The 19,422-nt window shown below is 69.4% G+C and carries 20 protein-coding genes and 1 tRNA gene; 7 read left to right on the top strand and 14 right to left on the bottom strand.

What is annotated here, in order from left to right; genetic code table 11:
• Positions 1-175: 175 nt before the first annotated feature.
• The 3 genes from ACQ3HE_RS05185 to ACQ3HE_RS05195 form a co-directional block, all read right to left on the bottom strand.
• Positions 176-379: a cold-shock protein gene (locus tag ACQ3HE_RS05185; protein ID WP_079705369.1), complete on the bottom strand. Its 204-nt coding sequence runs from the start codon at positions 377-379 to the stop codon at positions 176-178.
• A 285-nt stretch (positions 380-664) separates the two neighbouring features.
• A complete protein-coding gene (locus ACQ3HE_RS05190; protein WP_079705367.1) occupies positions 665-1,237 on the bottom strand; it encodes a LytR C-terminal domain-containing protein in 573 nt (190 codons plus the stop codon).
• 21 nt (positions 1,238-1,258) lie between these two features.
• Positions 1,259-1,561 carry a DUF3263 domain-containing protein gene (locus ACQ3HE_RS05195; protein WP_430891583.1) on the bottom strand — a complete coding sequence of 101 codons (303 nt, stop codon included), beginning with the start codon at positions 1,559-1,561 and terminating at the stop codon, positions 1,259-1,261.
• A 221-nt stretch (positions 1,562-1,782) separates the two neighbouring features.
• On the opposite strand from ACQ3HE_RS05195, the gene msrB reads away from it, so the two are divergent.
• Both msrB and ACQ3HE_RS05205 read left to right on the top strand, forming a co-directional pair.
• On the top strand, positions 1,783-2,202 hold the full coding sequence (gene msrB / locus ACQ3HE_RS05200) for a peptide-methionine (R)-S-oxide reductase MsrB (RefSeq protein ID WP_079705364.1): 420 nt from the start codon (positions 1,783-1,785) through the stop codon (positions 2,200-2,202).
• Complete coding sequence (locus ACQ3HE_RS05205; RefSeq protein WP_079705362.1) at positions 2,199-2,747, top strand: nitroreductase family protein; 549 nt, start codon at positions 2,199-2,201, stop codon at positions 2,745-2,747. The genes msrB and ACQ3HE_RS05205 overlap by 4 nt, the downstream gene beginning before the upstream one ends.
• Before the next feature lie 42 nt (positions 2,748-2,789).
• Here the strand turns inward: ACQ3HE_RS05205 and ACQ3HE_RS05210 are convergent, their stop codons facing one another.
• The 3 genes from ACQ3HE_RS05210 to ACQ3HE_RS05220 all read right to left on the bottom strand — a co-directional run bounded on the left by ACQ3HE_RS05210 (position 2,790) and on the right by ACQ3HE_RS05220 (position 4,898).
• Positions 2,790-3,746, bottom strand: coding sequence for a DMT family transporter (locus tag ACQ3HE_RS05210; protein ID WP_430891585.1), 957 nt, complete (start codon positions 3,744-3,746; stop codon positions 2,790-2,792).
• A 61-nt stretch (positions 3,747-3,807) separates the two neighbouring features.
• A tRNA-Thr gene (locus ACQ3HE_RS05215) sits at positions 3,808-3,883 on the bottom strand.
• A 46-nt stretch (positions 3,884-3,929) separates the two neighbouring features.
• On the bottom strand, positions 3,930-4,898 hold the full coding sequence (locus tag ACQ3HE_RS05220; RefSeq protein ID WP_079705360.1) for a DsbA family protein: 969 nt from the start codon (positions 4,896-4,898) through the stop codon (positions 3,930-3,932).
• A 256-nt stretch (positions 4,899-5,154) separates the two neighbouring features.
• Between ACQ3HE_RS05220 and ACQ3HE_RS05225 the strand changes: the two genes are divergently transcribed.
• Together ACQ3HE_RS05225 and ACQ3HE_RS05230 are read left to right on the top strand one after the other, a co-directional pair.
• On the top strand, positions 5,155-6,264 hold the full coding sequence (locus tag ACQ3HE_RS05225) for an ABC transporter ATP-binding protein (RefSeq protein ID WP_079705359.1): 1,110 nt from the start codon (positions 5,155-5,157) through the stop codon (positions 6,262-6,264).
• Between the two features lie 104 nt (positions 6,265-6,368).
• Positions 6,369-7,649 carry a DUF4032 domain-containing protein gene (locus ACQ3HE_RS05230; protein ID WP_137242091.1) on the top strand — a complete coding sequence of 427 codons (1,281 nt, stop codon included), beginning with the start codon at positions 6,369-6,371 and terminating at the stop codon, positions 7,647-7,649.
• Between the two features lie 96 nt (positions 7,650-7,745).
• Here the strand turns inward: ACQ3HE_RS05230 and rlmB are convergent, their stop codons facing one another.
• The gene (gene rlmB / locus ACQ3HE_RS05235) at positions 7,746-8,756 is read right to left on the bottom strand and encodes a 23S rRNA (guanosine(2251)-2'-O)-methyltransferase RlmB (RefSeq protein WP_064296364.1); all 1,011 of its coding nucleotides are present in this window, start codon (positions 8,754-8,756) and stop codon (positions 7,746-7,748) included.
• A complete protein-coding gene (gene cysS, locus ACQ3HE_RS05240; protein WP_430891587.1) occupies positions 8,746-10,200 on the bottom strand; it encodes a cysteine--tRNA ligase in 1,455 nt (484 codons plus the stop codon). Before cysS ends, rlmB begins: the two co-directional genes overlap by 11 nt.
• Before the next feature lie 40 nt (positions 10,201-10,240).
• Here cysS and ACQ3HE_RS05245 point away from each other — a divergent pair, with 40 nt between their 5' ends.
• Positions 10,241-11,353 (top strand): winged helix DNA-binding domain-containing protein, encoded by a 1,113-nt coding sequence (locus tag ACQ3HE_RS05245; RefSeq protein ID WP_430891589.1) that lies wholly within the window; start codon positions 10,241-10,243, stop codon positions 11,351-11,353.
• Positions 11,354-11,364: 11 nt separating this feature from the next.
• Here the strand turns inward: ACQ3HE_RS05245 and ispD are convergent, their stop codons facing one another.
• Entirely contained in the window at positions 11,365-12,609 is a 1,245-nt protein-coding gene (gene ispD, locus ACQ3HE_RS05250; RefSeq protein WP_430891591.1) for a 2-C-methyl-D-erythritol 4-phosphate cytidylyltransferase, read from the bottom strand.
• 46 nt (positions 12,610-12,655) lie between these two features.
• Positions 12,656-13,138 (bottom strand): CarD family transcriptional regulator, encoded by a 483-nt coding sequence (locus ACQ3HE_RS05255; protein ID WP_064296368.1) that lies wholly within the window; start codon positions 13,136-13,138, stop codon positions 12,656-12,658.
• 211 nt (positions 13,139-13,349) lie between these two features.
• On the opposite strand from ACQ3HE_RS05255, the gene ACQ3HE_RS05260 reads away from it, so the two are divergent.
• Positions 13,350-13,883 carry a hypothetical protein gene (locus ACQ3HE_RS05260; protein WP_430891593.1) on the top strand — a complete coding sequence of 178 codons (534 nt, stop codon included), beginning with the start codon at positions 13,350-13,352 and terminating at the stop codon, positions 13,881-13,883.
• Between the two features lie 76 nt (positions 13,884-13,959).
• On the opposite strand, the gene ACQ3HE_RS05265 is transcribed toward ACQ3HE_RS05260, so the two are convergent.
• Positions 13,960-14,643 carry a response regulator transcription factor gene (locus ACQ3HE_RS05265; protein ID WP_064296370.1) on the bottom strand — a complete coding sequence of 228 codons (684 nt, stop codon included), beginning with the start codon at positions 14,641-14,643 and terminating at the stop codon, positions 13,960-13,962.
• Positions 14,640-15,806: a sensor histidine kinase gene (locus ACQ3HE_RS05270; RefSeq protein WP_079705355.1), complete on the bottom strand. Its 1,167-nt coding sequence runs from the start codon at positions 15,804-15,806 to the stop codon at positions 14,640-14,642. The genes ACQ3HE_RS05265 and ACQ3HE_RS05270 overlap by 4 nt, the downstream gene beginning before the upstream one ends.
• A 166-nt stretch (positions 15,807-15,972) precedes the next feature.
• On the opposite strand from ACQ3HE_RS05270, the gene phoU reads away from it, so the two are divergent.
• Positions 15,973-16,641, top strand: coding sequence for a phosphate signaling complex protein PhoU (gene phoU / locus ACQ3HE_RS05275; protein WP_064296372.1), 669 nt, complete (start codon positions 15,973-15,975; stop codon positions 16,639-16,641).
• 74 nt (positions 16,642-16,715) lie between these two features.
• On the opposite strand, the gene ACQ3HE_RS05280 is transcribed toward phoU, so the two are convergent.
• Both ACQ3HE_RS05280 and ACQ3HE_RS05285 read right to left on the bottom strand, forming a co-directional pair.
• A complete protein-coding gene (locus ACQ3HE_RS05280) occupies positions 16,716-18,362 on the bottom strand; it encodes a chaplin family protein (RefSeq protein ID WP_430891595.1) in 1,647 nt (548 codons plus the stop codon).
• A 110-nt stretch (positions 18,363-18,472) separates the two neighbouring features.
• Positions 18,473-19,339, bottom strand: coding sequence for a hypothetical protein (locus ACQ3HE_RS05285; protein ID WP_430891597.1), 867 nt, complete (start codon positions 19,337-19,339; stop codon positions 18,473-18,475).
• Between the last annotated feature and the right edge of the window lie 83 nt (positions 19,340-19,422).

A 19,422-nucleotide genomic window follows, 5' to 3' on the forward strand; every position in this document is an offset into this window, starting at 1 on the left:
GAACGTTGTTAGCACTCAATGAGTACGAGTGCTAAGTCGATTCTGGCACTCAGGGGGTGGGAGTGCAAGTGAGCACCGGCGCCCTGAGCGAACTCCCGGGAACAGCCCCGGAACGACGAACGACGCCGCCCACCGAAGTGGACGGCGTCGCAGGAATCGCGTACCTGATCAGCGGCTACGCCAGGCGCACACCCTCGGCCTGAGGCCCCTTTGCTCCAGTGCCGACCTCGAAGACGACCGCCTGGCCCTCTTCCAAGGACTTGTAGCCGCTCATGTCGATCGCCGAGTAGTGGACGAAGACATCCTGTCCGCCGTCGTCGACCGTGATGAAGCCGAAGCCCTTCTCAGCGTTGAACCACTTGACGGTTCCGTTCGCCATTTCATACTCCCATTGCTGCGTGCTCGCAGGCATCGACTGTTGCCGAACCCGGACCTGCCATCCGGGATCGGGACCCCGGTGACCACCCTGCGCCGAAGCGGACCCGGGGGCGAGTCGAGACGGGACGGGATGAGCGGCCAGTTCCAGATACTAATCCGGAGCACCGCGCGGATTCACCCTCAAATCGACAAACGGGGCGGAGTGATACGACAACTCAACATGGAGGAAACACTCCGGAAACACGGCGTGCCTGCGACCTGCTCGATCGACCTGCCTCAGCCGCGCTCAGGCGGCCGGCTGGTAGTCCGCGCCGACCACGACGACGATGCGGAGGACCGGCGCCTCGCCCTCCTCGACGGGGATCGCGTACGTGTCCGTGATCTGGATCGGGATGCCGCCGAGCGCGTTCGCGATGGCGCGGGCGACGCCCTCCTGCGACGGATCCTGGTAGTAGACGCCGCTCGCCGTGACGTCCTCCGTGCTGGCGTCGCTCGTCGGGATCTGCTGCGTGAAGCCGGCGGCCGTGATCGCTGCCGCCGCCGATGCGGCCAGGCCGGCGGTGGGTGTGCCGTTCAGGACGAGGATGCTGGCCGCGGGGTCGACGACGGGGGCCACCTCGGTCGGGGTGGGGGTCGGCGTTGGCGTGGCGCTCGGGCTCTGCGAGCCGCCGAAGAAGTCGATCCGGTCGTTCAGCCCGAAGAGGGCGAAGGTGCCGACCCCCACGAGGACGAGCGTGGCGACGACGGCGACGAGGAAGGCGATCCAGCCGCGTCCCTTGGGAGCAGGGGCACGGTGCGCGCCGACGCGCTTGAGGTCGGGGACCTCGTCGAAGCGGTCGGGCGGGAAGGATTCAGCCATGGTGTGGTCTCCGAGAGCTGCTCAGCCGTCGGTGCGGGGAGCCGAGGCTCCTCGCGCCGAGAGTCGGGCGTCGCGGGTGCGCTGCAGCCGCTTGATCAGCATGGGGTCGTGGGCGAGGGCGGACGGCGAGTCGATGAGCGCGCCGAGCAGTTGATAGTACCGGGCCGGGGACAGGGCGAAGCGGTCGCGGATGGCGGCCTCCTTGGCCCCGACGTGCTGCATCCAGTTGGACTCGAACTCGAGGATCTCGAGTTCGCGCTGGTCGAGGCCTCCCGCCGGTGTCGACGCGTCGTCATCGGCAGGCGTGCGCGACGCTGGGTGCATGCTCATCTCCTGCCGATCGGTGCCGATGTGGCGACCGGAGTCATGCTCCGGTCCGCCGTCGTCCAAGTCTATTCAGCCGATGCCCGCCGGGCCGCATCCACCCCGGCGAGGGCCGACGTTCACCGGGAAGGATCAGGCTCGGTGCAGTGTTAGGGAATACGTCGGGAGCCGCATGCACGAGGCAGCCCCGCACGTAGGATGACCGAGACGAATGGAGCAGCATGACGTACGACGTGTCGAAGACCGATGAGCAGTGGCGCGAGGAACTCACGCCGGAGCAGTATCAGGTCCTCCGCGGAGCGGCGACCGAGCGGGCCTGGACCGGTGAGCTCCTCGACGAGTCGCGCGCGGGCCTCTACACCTGTGCCGCCTGCAACGCCGAACTCTTCAAGAGCGGTACCAAGTTCGATTCCGGCTGCGGATGGCCGAGCTTCTATGAGTCCGTGAACCCCGAGGCGGTGCAGCTCATCGAGGACCGCACCCTCGGCATGGTGCGCACCGAGGTCCGGTGCGCCAACTGCGGCTCGCACCTCGGCCACGTGTTCGACGACGGCTTCGGCACGCCCACCGGCGACCGCTACTGCATGAACTCGATCGCGCTCAACTTCGCCGCGGCCGACACCACCGAGCCGACGGAGTGACCGAACCGGTCGAGCGCCCCGTCCTCGCCGCCGTCGCCGGGCGGCGTTCGTGGTCCAAGGTCACCGACGTCGCTCCGAGTGACGCGGAACTCCTCGAGGTCCTCGCGGCGGCTGGTCGGGTGGCCGACCACAGCGCCCTGCGTCCGTGGCGGGTCATCACCCTCCGCGGCGACGACCGCGTGAAGCTCGGCCGGGCGCTCGCGAAGGCGGAGGGCGACTCGAAGCCCTCGACGAAGCCGCTCCGCGCGCCCCTGTTGCTCGCCGTCGTCGTGAGCGTGAAGAAGTCGAAGGTGCCCGCCTGGGAGCAGGAGGCGGTCGCGGCCGGAGTGGCCCACATGGTCAGTCTCCTGCTCGACGACGCCGGTTGGGGCGTGTTCTGGCGCACCGGCGGCGCGACTCGCGCCAAAGCGGTCCGGAAGGCACACGGCCTGAAGAAGGGCGAGGATCTCCTCGGCTGGCTGTACGTCGGAGGGAAGCCGGGTAACGCTCGCACAGGGCGCCGCAAGACGATCAACGCGAAGGCGCACCTCAGCTCCATGCCCTGAGGACGGAGTCGCTCACGGCATCCGACGGCTCGACGGCTCGACTCAGTCGGCGGACGACGATGCCGTGGGACGACGCCTGAACCGCGCCGATGCGATCGCGACGGCGGCGAACGCGAGGAGTGTCCCGATGACCGTCGCGACATGCACGCCGCCGTCGTCGGTGGGCAGGAGCACGTCGAGGGCGAGCGCACTCAGGGTCTGACCGGCCACCGTGCCGAGCCCGAGGATGAGCACGCCCGTGTGCTGCACGAGGAACGCCGCCACGGCGATGAACACGCATCCGATCGGGCCGCCGAGGTAGAGCCACCACTCCCCCGGGAGCGGTCCGGGCGGCGCGACGATGACCGCGTGCAGCACGGCGGCGATGACCAGCACGACCGTCCCCACGACGAAGTTGATGAACGTGGCGGCGAGCGTGCTCTGTGCCCGCATCTTCACGCGGCCGTTGACCGCCTGCTGCCAGCCGATCCCGATCCCGGCGAGCAGCGGCAGGACCAGCAGGCCGAGTGGGATGCTCCCGCCGAGCTCGCCCGAGACCGCGACGCCGACTGCGATGAGGGCGACGACCGCCCCGAGGACGCGCTGGACGCTGAACCCGACGACGCCTCCCGGGCCGAAGCCGATCCGGTCGAGCACGAGTCCGCTCGCCGTCTGACCGGCGACGACCGCGACCGTGAAGAGGGCGACGCCGAGCGTGGCGGCGGTGAGCCCCTGCGAGAGCACGAGGAACGCGCCGGCACACCCACCGAGCACCGTCCACCAGGGCATCTCCCTGCGTCGGACGGCACCGGCCACCGTGGAGAGACCGCGACGACCGGTACGGGACAGCGCCAGTCCGACGGTGAGGATGATCAAGCCGCCGCCGAACGAGATCGCAGCTGCGGTGAACCCATCGCCGAGTCGCGCGCCGAGCTCGCCGTTCAACCGGGCCTGCACCGCGATGAAGGCACCGCTGACGACGGCGATGAGGAGCGCGAGCGGCGCTGGGACACGGGTCACGGGAGGATTCCTTCCAATGAGGAACCGCCCACTCAGCGAGGCTGAGCGGGCGGTTCTCGGCTGGAGCCGACGACGGGACTTGAACCCGTAACCTACGCTTTACAAGAGCGTTGCGCTACCAATTGCGCCACGTCGGCCGACAGGGGCTGGCCCCGGTCCCATCCATCCTACGATGACGGCGGATCAGCCGTTGGTCACGGGCGACTCGCTGGCTCCCGGCGTCGGCGTGCCGGTGGAGTAGCTCTCGCTCGAGACGGCGAGGACGAAGGCCGCGAACTGCTCGGCGTCGGTGAGCGAACCGGTGTACTGCTTGCCGTTCACCAGGATGGTCGGCGTCCCCTCGACCTTGGCGACGTCGGTGCCGGGCAGCGGGCCGCTGCGCGCACGGTCGGTCGAGTCCTTCACCCACGACTTGTAGGTGCCGTCGTCGATGCAGGCGTTGATCTTCTTCTCGCCGCCGGAGATGACGCCCTTGGCGATCGACTTCAGCTCGGCGTCGGTCAGGCCCTCGGTGTTCTCCTTGGGCTGGTTCTCGAACAGTGCGGTGTTGAAGGAGAAGAAGTCGTTCGGCGAGTACTCCGCGACACAGGCCGCCGCGTTCGAGGCGCGCAGCGAGTACTGCGTCCCGAGCGAGAGGTTGCTCAGCGTTGCGAGGGGGTGGACCGTGTAGGTCGCGGCGCCGGCCTCGAGCCAACCCTTGACCTGCTCGGCGTTCGTGGTCTCGAACTGACCGCAGTAGGGGCAGAGGAAGTCCTGGTAGACGGCGATCTCGACGCCGTCGGCGGCCGGGGTCTCGGAGGCTGCCGGCGTCTCGGCCGGAGCGGGCTCCGCGGGGGCGGCCGGATCGGTCGCGCTCGGCGTCGGTGTGGACGCACCGGCCGGGGCCCCGACCAGCTGCAACCCGGCGGAGACGGTGAAGCCGTCGTTCTTGGCCGCGGTCGGGACCGGTCCGGCGGGCTTGATCGACGTCACGATGATGACCGCCACCACCGCCACGATCGCGAGCGCACCGAGCACGATGCCGCCCTGGAGCAGCACCCGGTTGCGGCGGTCGCGGCGCTTCTGCTGCTCGCGCAGCACCCGCGCCTTCTCGCGTGCCGCGTCGCGTCGTTCGTTCTTGGTCGGTCGGTTCTGCGATCCAGCGCCAGACATTGATCCTCGTTTCGGGGGGCTCGCGCTGCGGAGACGAGGCAGCGCCAAACAGAGTAATCGTAGACCTGCCGCCTGGGAGAGGCCCAAACCAGGCCGGGAGCCGGCTGTGCGTCCACCGAGAGATCCACTGGCCGCTGGACCTTCCATTCACAGATGGTCGTGGCATACTGGAACGGCGAACCGGCCATCGATGACGGGTTCGCGTCCATTCACAACGGATCGTCCGGCACGTACCTGCCGGTGAAGGAGAACAACCATGGCGTCTGTGACGTTCGACAACGCAACCCGTTTCTACCCGGGTGGCACCCGCCCCGCGGTCGACAAGCTGAACCTCGAGGTCGCCGACGGCGAATTCCTCGTCCTCGTCGGCCCGTCCGGCTGCGGCAAGTCCACCTCCCTCCGCATGCTCGCCGGTCTCGAAGAGGTCAACGACGGCCACATCTTCATCGGCGACCGCGACGTCACCGACGTGCCGCCGAAGGACCGCGACATCGCGATGGTGTTCCAGAACTACGCGCTCTACCCGCACATGACCGTCGCCGAGAACATGGGCTTCGCGCTCAAGATCGCCGGTGTCGGCAAGGAAGAGCGTGCCACCCGCGTGCTCGAAGCCGCCAAGCTCCTCGACCTCGAGGACTACCTGACCCGCAAGCCGAAGGCGCTCTCCGGTGGTCAGCGTCAGCGCGTCGCGATGGGTCGAGCCATCGTCCGTCAGCCCCAGGTCTTCCTCATGGACGAGCCGCTGTCGAACCTCGACGCCAAGCTCCGCGTCCAGACCCGCACCCAGATCGCGTCGCTGCAGCGTCGTCTCGGCGTCACCACCGTCTACGTCACCCACGACCAGACCGAGGCGCTCACCATGGGCGACCGCATCGCGGTCCTCAAGGACGGCATCCTGCAGCAGGTCGGCACCCCGCGCGACCTCTACGAGAAGCCGAACAACGTCTTCGTCGCCGGCTTCATCGGCAGCCCGGCCATGAACCTGTTCGAGGGCGAGATCGCCGACGGCGGCATCAAGCTCGGCGGATTCATCATCCCGGTCGAGCGCGAGATCACCGACGCCGCTCCGTCGAAGAACGTCACGGTCGGCGTGCGCCCCGAGGACATCACCGTGTCCAGCAACTCGGGCTCCGGCATCGAGGTGACCGTCGACCTCGTCGAGGAGCTCGGCGCCGACGGCTACCTCTACGGCCACACCGACGTCTCCGGCAAGCGCACCGACATCGTCGCCCGCGTCGACGGTCGCAACCACGCGCACATCGGCGACACGGTGTTCCTCGCGCCGACGCCGCACCACGTGCACGCGTTCGACTCGGCATCGGGTGAGCGTCTGGGCAACAAGCCGGTCGTGTCCTCCTCGATCTAGTTTCCCGCCGACGATGGTCGAGCGGTCGGTCTCCGATCGCTCGGCCATCGTCGTTTTCGCTTGTCCAGTCTCAGTACGACGATCCCCGAGGAGCGCTCCGCACCATGTCCGGCGCATTGAACATCACCGCTGCCACCGTCGACCCGGCGCTGCTCGATCTCCCCTGGGAGCTCCCCCTCGAGAACTGGCCGAATGAGGCCATCGCCTCGCTCCCGAAGGGCATCTCGCGCCACCTGGTCCGGTTCGCGAACCTGTCCGGCTACGTCATCGCCGTCAAGGAGACGACCGCGGAGATGGCGAAGGGCGAGTACGACATGCTGCGCACCCTGCAGCGGCTCGACATCCCCTGCGTCGACCCGCTCGCGGTCATCACGAACCGGAGCGATCGCAAGGGCCGTGAGCTGCCGAGCGTGCTCGTGACGCGGCACCTGAAGTTCTCACTCCCCTACCGTGCGCTCTTCCAGGGCACCCTCCGACCCGACACCGCGACCCGCCTCGTCGACGCGCTCGCCGTCCTCCTCGTCCGCCTCCACATCGTCGGCTTCTTCTGGGGTGACGTGTCGCTGTCGAACACGCTCTTCCGGCGTGACGCGGGAGCTTTCGCCGCCTACCTCGTCGACGCCGAGACGGGCAAGCTCTACGAGGGCGGGCTGTCGAACGGGCAGCGTGAGAACGACCTCGAGATCGCCCGGGTGAACATCGCCGGCGAGCTCCTCGATCTCGAGGCCGGCGGACGCGCCGACGCCGAACTCGACCCCGTCACCGTGAGCAACGGCATCGTCGCCGCGTACCGGTCCCTCTGGAAGGAGCTCACGGGCTCCGAGTCCTTCGACGCGTCCGAGCGCTGGCGCATCACCGAGCGCGTCCACCGTCTGAACGAACTCGGCTTCGACATCGAGGAACTCGCGATCAAGACGACCGACGAGGGCTCGACCGTGCGGATCCAGCCGAAGGTCGTCGACGCCGGGCATCACCAGCGCCGCCTCCTGCGGCTCACCGGCCTCGACGCGGGCGAGAACCAGGCGAGGCGCCTGCTCAACGATCTCGACGCCTACTCGGCCTCGTTCGGGAAGGACGGGTTCGACGAGGAGATGGCGGCGCACGAGTGGCTCATCCGCGTGTTCGAGCCGGTGGTGAAAGCGATCCCGCGCGAACTCCGCGGCAAGCTCGAGCCCGCCGAGATCTTCCACCAACTCCTGGAGCACCGCTGGTTCCTCGCGCAGAACGAGGGTCGCGACATCCCGCTGGCGGAAGCCGTCGGTTCCTACGTGAACACCGTCCTGCGGCACCGCCGCGACGAGGCGACCATGATCGTGCCGCCGACCGAGGCGATCAGCGTCCCCGCCGCCATGACCGGACCGGTCGACTGGCGAGACCTCGTCTGACCACGTCCGTCTTCTCGACTGACGACAGACAGGCCCTCGGAACGGAGATCCGTTCCGAGGGCCTGTCCTCGTTCGCGCGGCGCGAGCGCCGGTCGCCTACTCGGCGTTCCGGCGACGCGCGATCTCGTACAGCGTCACGCTGGCCGCGATCCCGGCGTTGAGCGATTCGGTCGAGGCCGAGATCGGGATCGACACGACCGCGTCGCAGGTCTCGGTGACGAGGCGGGACAGGCCCTTGCCCTCGCTGCCGACGACCACGAGGATCGGCTGGTCGGCGAGTTCGAGCCCGGGAAGGGAGACGTCGCCGTCGCCGTCGAGACCGATCACGAAGACGCCGCGCTCCTTGAACGCTTTGAGCGTCTGGGTGAGGTTGGCGGCCATCGCGACCGGCGTCCGAGCCGCCGCTCCTGCCGAGGTCTTCCACGCGGAGGCGGTGAGGCCCACGCTCCGGCGCTGCGGCAGGATCACGCCGTGACCACCGAAGGCTGCGGTCGATCGGATGATCGCACCCAGGTTCCGGGGGTCGGTGATGCCGTCGAGGGCGATGAACAGCGGGTTCTCGCCACGGGCGATGACCTGGTCGAGCAACTCCATGGGGTGCGCGTACTCGTAAGGCGGCACCTTGATGGCGAGGCCCTGGTGCACGCCGTCGAACCCGGCCATGCGGTCGAGCTCCGGACGCATGACCTCGAGCACCGGGATCCCGCGTCGGGTGGCGATGCTGAGCGCCTCCTTCACCCGGTCGTCCATCTCGATGCGGGTCGCGACGTACAGCGTGGTGGCTGGGATCTTCGCGCGGAGCGCTTCGAGGACGGAGTTGCGGCCGGTGACGACCTCGGACTCGTCGCTCGACTTCTGCTTGGTCCGGCCGTTCGTGGACGGGCGTCCGTTCTGGCCGGCCGCCTGCCTCGGCTTGCCGGTGCCGCCGGAGGCCGCGTAGCGCTCCTGCGCGGCCTTCCGCTTGCCGGCCGGGTGCCAGGCGCGGTCCTCGGCCTTGGGGGTCGGTCCACGCCCCTCGAGCGCCTTGCGGCCGAGGCCGCCGGTGCCCTTGGTGGGACCCTTCTTCGCTTTCTTCGGCCCGGTCGGGCGGGAAGGCTTACTTGCCACTGATACTCCAATGTGCTCCGGACGGGGTGTCTTCGATGGTGATCCCAGCCGCTGTGAGTTCGTCGCGGATCCGGTCGGCCGCTGCGAAGTCCTTGGCGACCCTGGCGTCCGCGCGATCGACGAGCAGACGCTCGACGAGTGCGGACAGGGATCGGTGAGTGACGGGGTCGGTGCCCGACGACCACGAAGGGTCGGTCGGGTCGATGCCGAGCACCCGGGTCATGTCGAGGACGGCGACCGCACGCTCGCGGGCTGTCGCCAGGTCGTCGCCGCCATCGAGGGCGGCGTTGCCGACGCGCACGGCGTCATGCAACACGGCGAGCGCACGGGGGATGTTCAGGTCGTCGTCCATCGCCTCGACGAAGGCGGCTGGGAGCGTCGCTCGACTGGCGGCCGTGGTCGTCTCGGTGAGCAGGTCGGCGCGGGCGGCACGATCGAGGAAGCCCTCGATGCGTCCGAGTGCGGCTTCGGCCTCGGCGAGTGCGCCCGGATGGAACTCGAGCGTCGATCGGTACTGCGCTGCACCGAGGTAGTAGCGGACCACGAGCGGCCGGGCTGCTGCCAAGAGGTCGGCTGCGTAGACGGAGTTGCCGAGGGACTTCGACATCTTCTGCCCGCCCGTGACGGCGACCAGCCCGTTGTGCAACCAGTACCGGGCGAAGGGGTCGCCGGCTGCGCTCGACTGGGCGAGCTCGTTCTCGTGGTGGGGGAAGCGGAGGTCGAGTCCGCCGCCGTGGATGTCGAACTCCTCGCCGAGGTACTTGGTCGACATCGCCGAGCACTCGATGTGCCAGCCGGGCCGTCCCTCGCCCCAGGGCGACATCCAGCTCGCCGAGCGCGGCTCCCCAGGCTTGGTGCCCTTCCAGAGCGCGAAGTCGCGGGGATCGCGTTTGCCGCGAGGGTCGGCGTCGGTCGCGGCCTCCATGTGCTCGGCGCTCTGCCGGGTGAGCTCGCCGTAGCGGCTCCATGAGGCGGTGTCGAAGTAGACGTCGCCGGAGTCGTCGGGAGCCGGGTACGCGTGCCCGGCGTCGATGAGCCGCTCGATGAGCTCCTGCATCTCCGGGATGCTCGCCGTCGCGCGTGGTTCGTAGCTCGGGGGCAGGATGCCCAGGGCACGGTAGGCGGCCGTGAACTCGAGTTCGTACCGGTAGGCGAGCGCCCACCACTCCTCACCGGGCTGGGCGAACCCGCCCTCGACGCCGGAGGCGGCGTTCGCGAGGATCTTGTCGTCGATGTCGGTGACGTTGCGGACGAGCGTGACGCGGACCCCGGACGCCGTCAGCCAGCGTCGCAACTGGTCGTAGACGAGCGCGCTGCGGAGGTGTCCGATGTGCGGGGAGGACTGCACAGTCGGTCCGCAGACGTACAGCCCCGCCTCGGCTTCGCGGAGCGGCACGAAGTCCCGGAGGGACTGCGTTTTCGAATCGTAGAGTCGGAGAGCCACGAGACCAGACTAGCCGCCGTCGTCCGGGCATGATGGTCCCATGACCACGGGACGCGACGACCAGCAGGTTCTCCGCGCGCGACTCGCGGCACAGCTCCTCGCCGGAGCCGATCACCGCTCCCCCACGGGTGTCGTCTCGCGGCTGCTCGCGGTCCAGGCCCAAGACCTCGCTTCGTCGCTGTGGGCGGTCGGCGTGAGGTCGAGCGGGACGACGATGGACGAGGTGCTCGCGGCGCTCGAGGACGGGTCGATCGTCCGGTCCTGGCCGATGCGCGGCACCCTGCATCTCGTCGCCGCCGAGGACCTCGGGTGGCTGCTCGGACTCGGTGTCCCGCGGGTCCGCTCGACGATCGCGGCCAGACACCGTCAGCTCGAGCTCGACGCCGAGACCTTCTCGCGCTCCCGTGCGCTCACCGAGGGACTGCTCAGCGGGCATCGGCGCGTGACGAGGGATGAGCTGTTGACGGCCCACACCGATGCCGGGATCCCGATCGACGGACAACGGGGCTCCCACCTCATCATGGAACTCGCGATGTCGGGCGTGGTCTGCTGGGGACCTCCAGCAGGAAGACAGCAGGCACTCGTCCTGACTGAGGAGTGGATCCGTGCACCGCGGGTGCTCGAGGCGGACGAGGCGCTCGGCGAGTTCGTCGTCCGGTATCTCACCGGCCACGGCCCGTCGACGATCGCCGACCTCACCTGGTGGTCGAAGCTCACCGTCGCACAGGCGAAACGCGGCGTCGACGTGGCCGCGGGACGGCTGGTCTCCGAATCGAGCGACGGGGTCACCCGCTGGTCGACGGCCGAGGGCATCGAACCTTCAGCTGCTCCACGACCACCGCGGGTACTCGCGCTTCCCGGATTCGACGAGCTGCTCCTCGGCTACCGCGACCGCGAGTTGACGCTCCCGGCGGCGTTCGCAGACCGCATCGTGCCCGGCGCGAACGGCATCTTCCTCCCGATGATCGCCGTCGACGGACGCGTCGTCGGCACCTGGCGCCGACGGACGAGCGCGACCGGCGTCGTCGTCACCCCGACGCCGTTCCAACCACTGTCGCAGCGGGTGCAGGCGGGGTTCCGACGAGCCGCTGGCGAATACGGCCGGTTCCTCGGGCTCGGTGCGTCGGTCGACGAGGGCACGTCCGCCGGCTGAGGACCGACCCGTCAGCGGCGCTCGATGAGGGCGGTGGCGATGGCTGTGACACCCTCGCCACGGCCGGTGAACCCGAGCGCATCCGTGGTCGTCGCCGCGATGCTGACCGGCCCGTAGACGAGCGCGCTCAACACGCCCTCCGCCTCCGTCCGACGGGGCGCGAACCGCGGGCGGTTGCCGACGAGCTGCACCGCGACGTTGACGACGACGAAGCCCGCGGCGTGCAGCCGTTCGACAGCTGCCCGCAGGAAGACCTCGCCGCTCGCCCCGGCGAAGCGGGGGTCATCGGTGCCGAACATGGAGCCGATGTCGCCGAGGCCGGCAGCGGACAGCAGGGCGTCGACGATGGCATGGGCGACCGCATCCCCGTCGCTGTGTCCGGCCAGCGGCCGTTCTCCCGGCCAGCTGAGGCCCGCGAGGCTCAGCTCGCCGTCGTCGGCGAAGGCATGGACGTCGACGCCGATGCCGGTCCTGATCGAGGAGGTCGGCCGTGCGCCCACCTCGCGCTCTCGGCCTCGGTCCGCCAGGAGTCGCTCAGCACGCTGGGCGTCCCACGGGGTCGTGATCTTGAACGCCGCCTCCGATCCCGCGACCGTGAGGACGGGGTGTCCGGCGTCCGCGTAGAGCGCCGCATCGTCGGTGGCCGCCGCGAGGCGGTCCTCGGCGACGCGGAAGGCCGCGATGAGGGCATCGCGCGGGAACGCCTGCGGTGTCTGGACGGCTCTGAGGGCGGCCCGATCAACGTTCTGCTCGACGAGGTCGCTCGCGTCGACCCGCTTGATCGTGTCGGTCACCGGGAGCCCCGGCACGACCCCCCACCCTGTTCGCGCGGCGGCGTCGATCACCCGTTCGAACTGTTCGGTCGGGGTGAGTGCTCGTGCGGCGTCGTGGACGAGCACCGTGCGGACTCCCGGCCACAGGGCGGCGAGTCCGGCGAGGACGGAGGACTGTCTCGTGTCGCCTCCGACGACGACACGGAGGTGGTCGGCTGCCTTCCCCGCCGCGCGACGACCGATCGTCTCCGCCTCACCGACGCGATCCGCTGGGACCACGACGACGACCTGGACCGCGTCCCGCAGGCGGAAGACCGGAGCGAGCGCGTGTTCGAGCACGGTGCTGCCGGCGAGCGACACGAACGCCTTCGGGATCCCGGCACCGAGGCGCGTCCCACTGCCCGCCGCCACGACGATCACGCCGACAGCCGGGCCGTCCAGGGATGGGTCGGCAACGGCACCCGGTTCGTCGATCGCAGTCATGCCACGAGCCTACTTCTCGGGCGCCCCGCCCGAACGGACGGTCGGCTCAGGAGGCGAGGACCTCGTCGAGGACGGACGACGCCTGCTCCTCGTCGGTCTGCTCCGCCAACGCCAGTTCGGAGACCAGGATCTGGCGGGCCTTCGCGAGCATCCGCTTCTCTCCCGCTGAGAGGCCTCGGTCCTGGTCGCGACGCCACAGGTCGCGGACCACCTCGGAGACCTTGATGACATCGCCCGAGGCCAGCTTCTCGAGGTTCGCCTTGTAGCGGCGGGACCAGTTCGTCGGCTCCTCGGTGAACGGCGCACGGAGCACGTCGAACACGCGGTCGACACCCTCTCGTCCGATGACGTCGCGCACCCCGACCAGGTCGACGTTCTCAGCCGGGACCTCGATCATGAGGTCGCCCTGGGTGACGCGGAGCTTGAGGTAGAGCTTCTCCTCGCCCTTGATGATCCGGGTCTTCACCTCGGTGATGGTCGCGGCGCCATGGTGCGGGTAGACGACGGTCTCGCCAACTTCGAAGATCATGGGTCTCGGTCCCTTCAGCGTCTCCCAGAATACCACGGGACCCCTGATCAGAGCCGGGTACCGGGTGCCCCGCGGACCGGGTGGCGCACCGGCCGATCACGGGTCGACGACCCGGCCACACCCCTTCGCAGCCGTGGGCTAGACTCGAATCCGGATCCCGGGACACCTGTCACTCGTCTGCGCCCGGGGCCACCACATCTTGGAGGGTTCTGTGAAGGCGCGTCTCATCGCTTCCATCGTCGTCGCGGGTGCTGTCGCACTCGGCATGAGCGGTTGCAACCTCATCGCGCCGCAGGCGACCCTGAAGCAGTACGACGCCTCGGACGGCGTCGGTGTCACCGTCGGCTCGGTGGCCGTCCGCAACGCCATCGTCGTCTCCGACGACGGCGAGACCGGCAACCTCGTCTTCAGCGTCGCGAACCGCGACGACCGCGCCCACACGGTGCTGATCGAGATCGAGGGCAAGGACGAGCAGTTCCAGGTCCTCGCGGAGCCCGGCCTGACGACGTTCGACGGCTCGGGAGCCAACGACCCGCTGCGCATCGAGTCCCTCGGCACGCAGCCCGGAGCCGTCCTGGACGTCTTCTTCCAGTACGGCGACGAGACGGGCGCCACGGCGAGCGTGCCGGTCCTCACCGGCCAGCTGCTCGAGTACTCCACGCTCGTCCCGACGCCGCTGCCGACGGAGGAGCCCACCGAGACGCCGACGCCGCTCGCGACGCCCACCACGGAGCCGACCGAATAACGCGCCGTCGCCCCACACGACCGAACGCCCCGCACCTCTTCAGAGTTGCGGGGCGTTCGTCCGTCCTGGACCTGCGTCAGGCCTCGAAGCGGTAGCCGAGCCCACGCACGGTGACGAGCATCACCGGTTCCGAGGGGTTCGCCTCGATCCGGGAACGGATGCGCTTGATGTGGACGTCGAGCGTCTTGGTGTCGCCGTAGTAGTCGCTCCCCCACACCCGGTCGATCAGCTGACCACGGGTGAGGACCCGTCCGGCGTTCCGCAGGAGCAGCTCGAGCAGCTCGTACTCCTTGAGCGGCATCGGGATCGGCGCCCCGTTGACCTCGACGACATGACGCTCGGTGTCCATCCGGACCGTGCCTGCCTCGAGCAGCACCTCCTCCTGCGCCTGGTCCGCCTCGACACGGCGTCGCAGCACCGCCCTGATCCGCGCGAGCAGCTCGCGGGTCGAGTAGGGCTTCGTGACGTAGTCGTCGGCGCCCAGCTCGAGCCCGACGACGATGTCGACCTCGGAGTCCTTCGCGGTCAGCATGATGATCGGCGTGCTCGAGACCGCGCGGATCTGACGGCAGACCTCCGTCCCGGGGATGCCGGGGAGCATGAGGTCGAGCAACACGAGGTCCGCGCCGCGAGCCGTGAAGGCCTGGACCGCCGAGGGGCCGTCCTCCGCCACCTCGACCTCGTACCCCTCCCGTTCGAGCAGGTAGCTCAATGGTTCGCTCAGGGACGCTTCGTCTTCGACGAGCAGGATGCGGGTCACGGGGTACTCCTTGCCGTGCCGGTGGAGAGGTCCTCCGGCGGGGTCGTTGCTCTGGGAAGGCGGATGGTGAACGTCGAGCCACGGCCCAGCTGCGACCAGACCTTCACTTCGCCGCCGTGGTTCTGGACGGTGTGCTTGACGATGCTGAGGCCGAGGCCGGTGCCGCCCGTGTGGCGGGACCGCGCCTGGTCGACGCGGAAGAACCGTTCGAAGACCCGATCGCGGTCCTCTTCGGCGATCCCGACGCCCTGATCGGTGACGGCGATCTCGACGACGTCGTCGACCGCCCGGACGCCGACACCCACGTGTGCGCCGGTGGGCGAGTAGTGGATGGCGTTCGAGATGAGGTTGTGCACGGCGACGACGAGCATGGCCTCGTCACCGTACACCTCGAGGTTCTTGCCGCCTTTGAGGGAGAGCCCCACCCCGGTCGCCTCGGCCGGCACGCGGTTCTGGTCCACCGCCGCGGCGATGACCCGATCGAGGCGGACGAGTTCGGGCTGATGGAGGGCGTCGGCCGCCTGCAACCGCGAGAGGTCGATGATCTCCGCCGTCATCCGGGTGAGTCGCTGCGACTCGGTCGAGAGCCGGCTGGCGAACCGCTTCACCCGTTCCGGGTCGTCGGCCGCCGTGTCGAGTGCTTCCGAGAGGAGCCCGATGGCGCCGATCGGCGTCTTCAACTCGTGGCTGATGTTCGCGATGAAGTCCCGGCGGACCTCGTCGAGTCGACGCGCCTCCGTGTGGTCCTCGGCGAGCAGCAGGATGAACCGCGACCCGAGCGGCGCCGCCCGCACGCGCAGGTGCCGGGTTGCCTCACCGAAGCGCCCGAGTGCGAGTTCCAGGTCGCTCGTGACGGCCTCGCCGGTGCGGCGGACCTCGAGCGCGAGGTCGATGAACTCCTGGTTGTCGAGCACGCGGTCGCGCACCAGCCCGAGCGCGAACGCGCCAGGAGAGGCCTTCAGCACGTTGTTGGACGGATCGACGACGATGCCCGCGCTGTCGAGGGCTTCGAGCACCTGGTCGACCCCGTCGGGCACGACCGGGTTGACGACCGTCGCGGCGCGCTCGCCCCGTCTGAGGGCGAGGGTGATGAGGGCGACGAAACCGCCCCCGACGATGAGGCCGAGTGCCAGGGCGATCAGCACCAACCACATGGTGTCCATGGGTACTACGTTACTCAGTCCGCCGAACGCCGAACTCGCGAATACCCCGCCACTTCGACGACTGTTCACGCTTGGTGCCCCAACTGTTAACCTTGGTTCGGCATCATCGGCGGAGCGGGCATCTGCCTGCCCACCGCCAGGTCACGGAAGGACGGCACCCAGAGCCATGCGCGAGGTATTCCAGCAGTCACTGCGAGAGGTCCAGGATCGCCTGGTCGAGATCGCCGAACTCGTCACGATCTCCATCGAGAAGGCGACTCAGTCCTTCGGCAACTCGGACGTCGCGGTCGCTGAAGAGGTCATCGCCAACGACAACCGCATCGACCAGCTCGCGATCGAACTCGACGAGCTCGCCATCGACATCCTCGCCCGCCAGCAGCCGGTCGCGCGCGACCTCCGCATCGTCGTGAGCGCGCTGCGCATCAGCGCGTCGCTCGAGCGGATGGGTGACATGGCCGAGCACATCGCCCAGCTGTCGCGGTACCGCTTCCCCGACAAGGCCGTGCCCAAGGGCCTGCGGACCACCTTCGCCGAGATGGGGCGACTCGACGTCTCGATCGCTCGCAAGCTGACGGAGCTGCTGCGCACCCAGGACCCGCGCATCGCCGACGAGATCCGCAACGACGACGACGACGTCGACGAGCTGCACGCCAGCGTCTTCGAGAAGGTCCTCGGCGACACCTGGAAGGGTGAGCCCGTCGCGACCGTCGACGCCACCCTGGCCTCGCGGTACCACGAGCGCTTCGCCGACCACGCCGTCTCCATCGCCAAGAAGGTCCAGTACCTCGCGACGGGCGACTGGATCCCCGAGGCGACCACCCCGGTGCACCACTGACCAGCTGATCCCGGACACCCCGACGAGCGGTGTCGACCCGAGACCGGGTCGGCACCGCTCGTCTGTTCGTGGGACTAGCTCATCCGACGACGGGTGATCGCGCCGCCTGCCAGGAGCAGGAGGCCGAGGACCGTGGCGAGACCGGCGAGCGGCAGGATCTGACCCGCGGCGCTGCCGGTGTCGGCGAGCGTCGGTTCAGCTGAACGCGCGGCCGAGGCCATCGTGTTCGAGCCGGTCGAGGACGCCGCCGTCGCGGTGGTGATCACCGTGGCGGGGACCGTCGGCACGACGGGGGTCACCGGGGTGGTGGGGTCCGTCGGGTCGGTCGGGTCCGTGGGGTCCGTCGGGTCGACCGGGGTGGTGGGATCGGTCGTCCCGGGACCACCGGTCTCGCTGTCCCCGATCACGGAGATCGCGTTGCCGCCGATCGTGACCGGCAGCTCCAGGCCGAGGTCGATCTGGTTCCCACCGCCGAGGCTGTCGTCACCATCCGTGGTCGACGTGGCGCCGCCGGACGATGCCGGAGCGGAGGCCGAGGTGCCCGTCGACTCGGAGTCGCCGATCACGCTGACGGCGTTGCCCACCACCGAGATCGGGAGCCCGACGTCGCCGAGGACCTGGTTGCCACCGGCGACACTGTCGTCACCGGTCGTGGTCGACGGCGTCGCCGGAACAGCCGCACCACCCGACGTGGCAGGCGCACCCGCCTCCTCACTGCTCGAATCGCCGAACAGCGAGATGGCGTTCCCACCGACCGTGACCGGAACGGTCACCACCGGCGACACCTGGTTCCCACCGGCGACACTGTCGTCACCGGAGGTGGTCGACGGCGCTGCCGGAACGGCCGCACCACCCGACGTGGCAGGCGCACCCGCCTCCTCGCTGCTCGAATCACCGAACAGCGAGATGGCGTTCCCACCGACCGTGACCGGAACGGTCACCACCGGCGACACCTGGTTGCCACCGGCGACACTGTCGTCACCGGTCGTGGTCGACGGCGCCGCCGGAACAGCCGCACCACCCGACGTGGCAGGCGCACCCGCCTGCCCACTGCTCGAATCACCGAACAGCGAGATGGCGTTCCCACCGACCGTGACCGGAACGGTCACCGCCGGCGACGCCTGGTTGCCACCGGCGACACTGTCGTCACCGGACGTCGTCGCCTCGTCGGTGACCGGCGAGGCGGACTCCCCCGCCACCGGTCCGGACGTCGAACCCGACTGCTCGGCATCGCCGATGATCGAGATCGCGTTGTCCTCGACCGTCACCGGGATGGAGACGGGCAACTGGACCTGGTTCCCACCCGCGACACTGTCGTCACCACTGGTGGTGGCGGCGGCCGGCTCGGGCTCGGGTACCGGTGCGGGCTCCGGTGCTGGTGCCGGCTCCGGTGCTGGCGCCGGCTCCGGTGCTGGCGCCGGCTCCGGTGCTGGCGCCGGCTCAGGTGCCGGTGCCGGCTCAGGTGCCGGTGCCGGCTCAGGTGCCGGTGCCGGCTCAGGTGCCGGTGCCGCTTCCGGTGCGGACGTCGCCGACGAATCGCCGACGACGCTCACCGCGGTGTCGACGATCTCGACGGGGGCCTCGAGGACCACGTCGACGAGGGTTCCGCCGAGGATGCTGTCGTCCCCAGACGTGTCGGCGTTGGCCGCCGTAGCGCCGAGGAACGTGAGTCCCGCGACGAACAGGCCACAGTAGAGGCCTTTCTTGACATACGAATTCATGATTCCTGCTCCTTGCAGAGTGACTGATGTGCTCCCGTGGTCGGGAGGCTTCGGACCGTTGAACCGCCCAGGGGGCGGGCCTCCGCCGCGAACGGCAGAGTGGTCCGGGGTCAGTCAGGAGAGGTATCGGAGGGGAACGTGGGTGATGCCGGGAGGTCTTCGTCTCGCGCGGGTCCGCGACGGTCGTCGCCGGGCGCAGGGAGGATGACGGAGATCGACTGTTCGGCCGCTGCAAGACCGCCGACGGCACCACCGGAGCCGGAGGACCCGGAGCCACTCGGCGTGACGGCCCAGCGGCCGTCGGCGTCCGGCAGCAGCGGAAGGTTCGCAGGGGTGGCGGGGAGGCTGGACGATCCGACGGCGGCGGCGGGCACGGCCGTGGTGAAGGACGTGTCTTCGCGATCCTGGCCGCCCGACACGATCATCGAGTCGCTCTGCTGGCCGGACGGCGGTCCGAGGACCGTCGTCGGGAGGATCGCGCCAACGGCGGTCGAGTCAGTGGCCGACACGTCCGCTGCCGGGCCCTGCGGAAGCGCTGGGACGACCGGATCGATGATCGGCGTACTGGGGACCGGGACCGCGGCGACGACGTCGGCGACGCCGGTCAACGTCTGGTCGACCGTTTGCACGACCGGATCGACGATCGCGGCGACGGGTGCTGCGCCGACGGTCTCCTCGACCACGTCGTTCACCACCGGTACCGCTGCGACGGTCTCGTCGACGACGTCGACCACCGGTTCGAGCACGGTGGTGTCGACGACGTCGACGACCCCGGCTACCGCGTTGACGGGCTGTTCGAGCGAGCCGACGACCTCGGTCACCGCGCCCAGGAGCGACGGATCGGTGGCACTGTCGTCAGCATGCGCGGAGGAAGGCGACCCGAAGAGGGCTATCGCCGTGAACGCCGCGGCGGTGAAGCCACCGAGCGCCAGGGCGCGCCACAGGGGGAAACGGGCGCCGTCGGTCGACTGCTCCATGCGTATCCCCCCAATCGGGTTACAGTGCAGTCACTGTACGCCCAACCCCGAAGCGGTTCAACCCCTATTTTTCGACATGGAAA

Source organism: Plantibacter auratus, assembly GCF_050587365.1.
GTDB lineage: Bacteria > Actinomycetota > Actinomycetes > Actinomycetales > Microbacteriaceae > Plantibacter > Plantibacter auratus.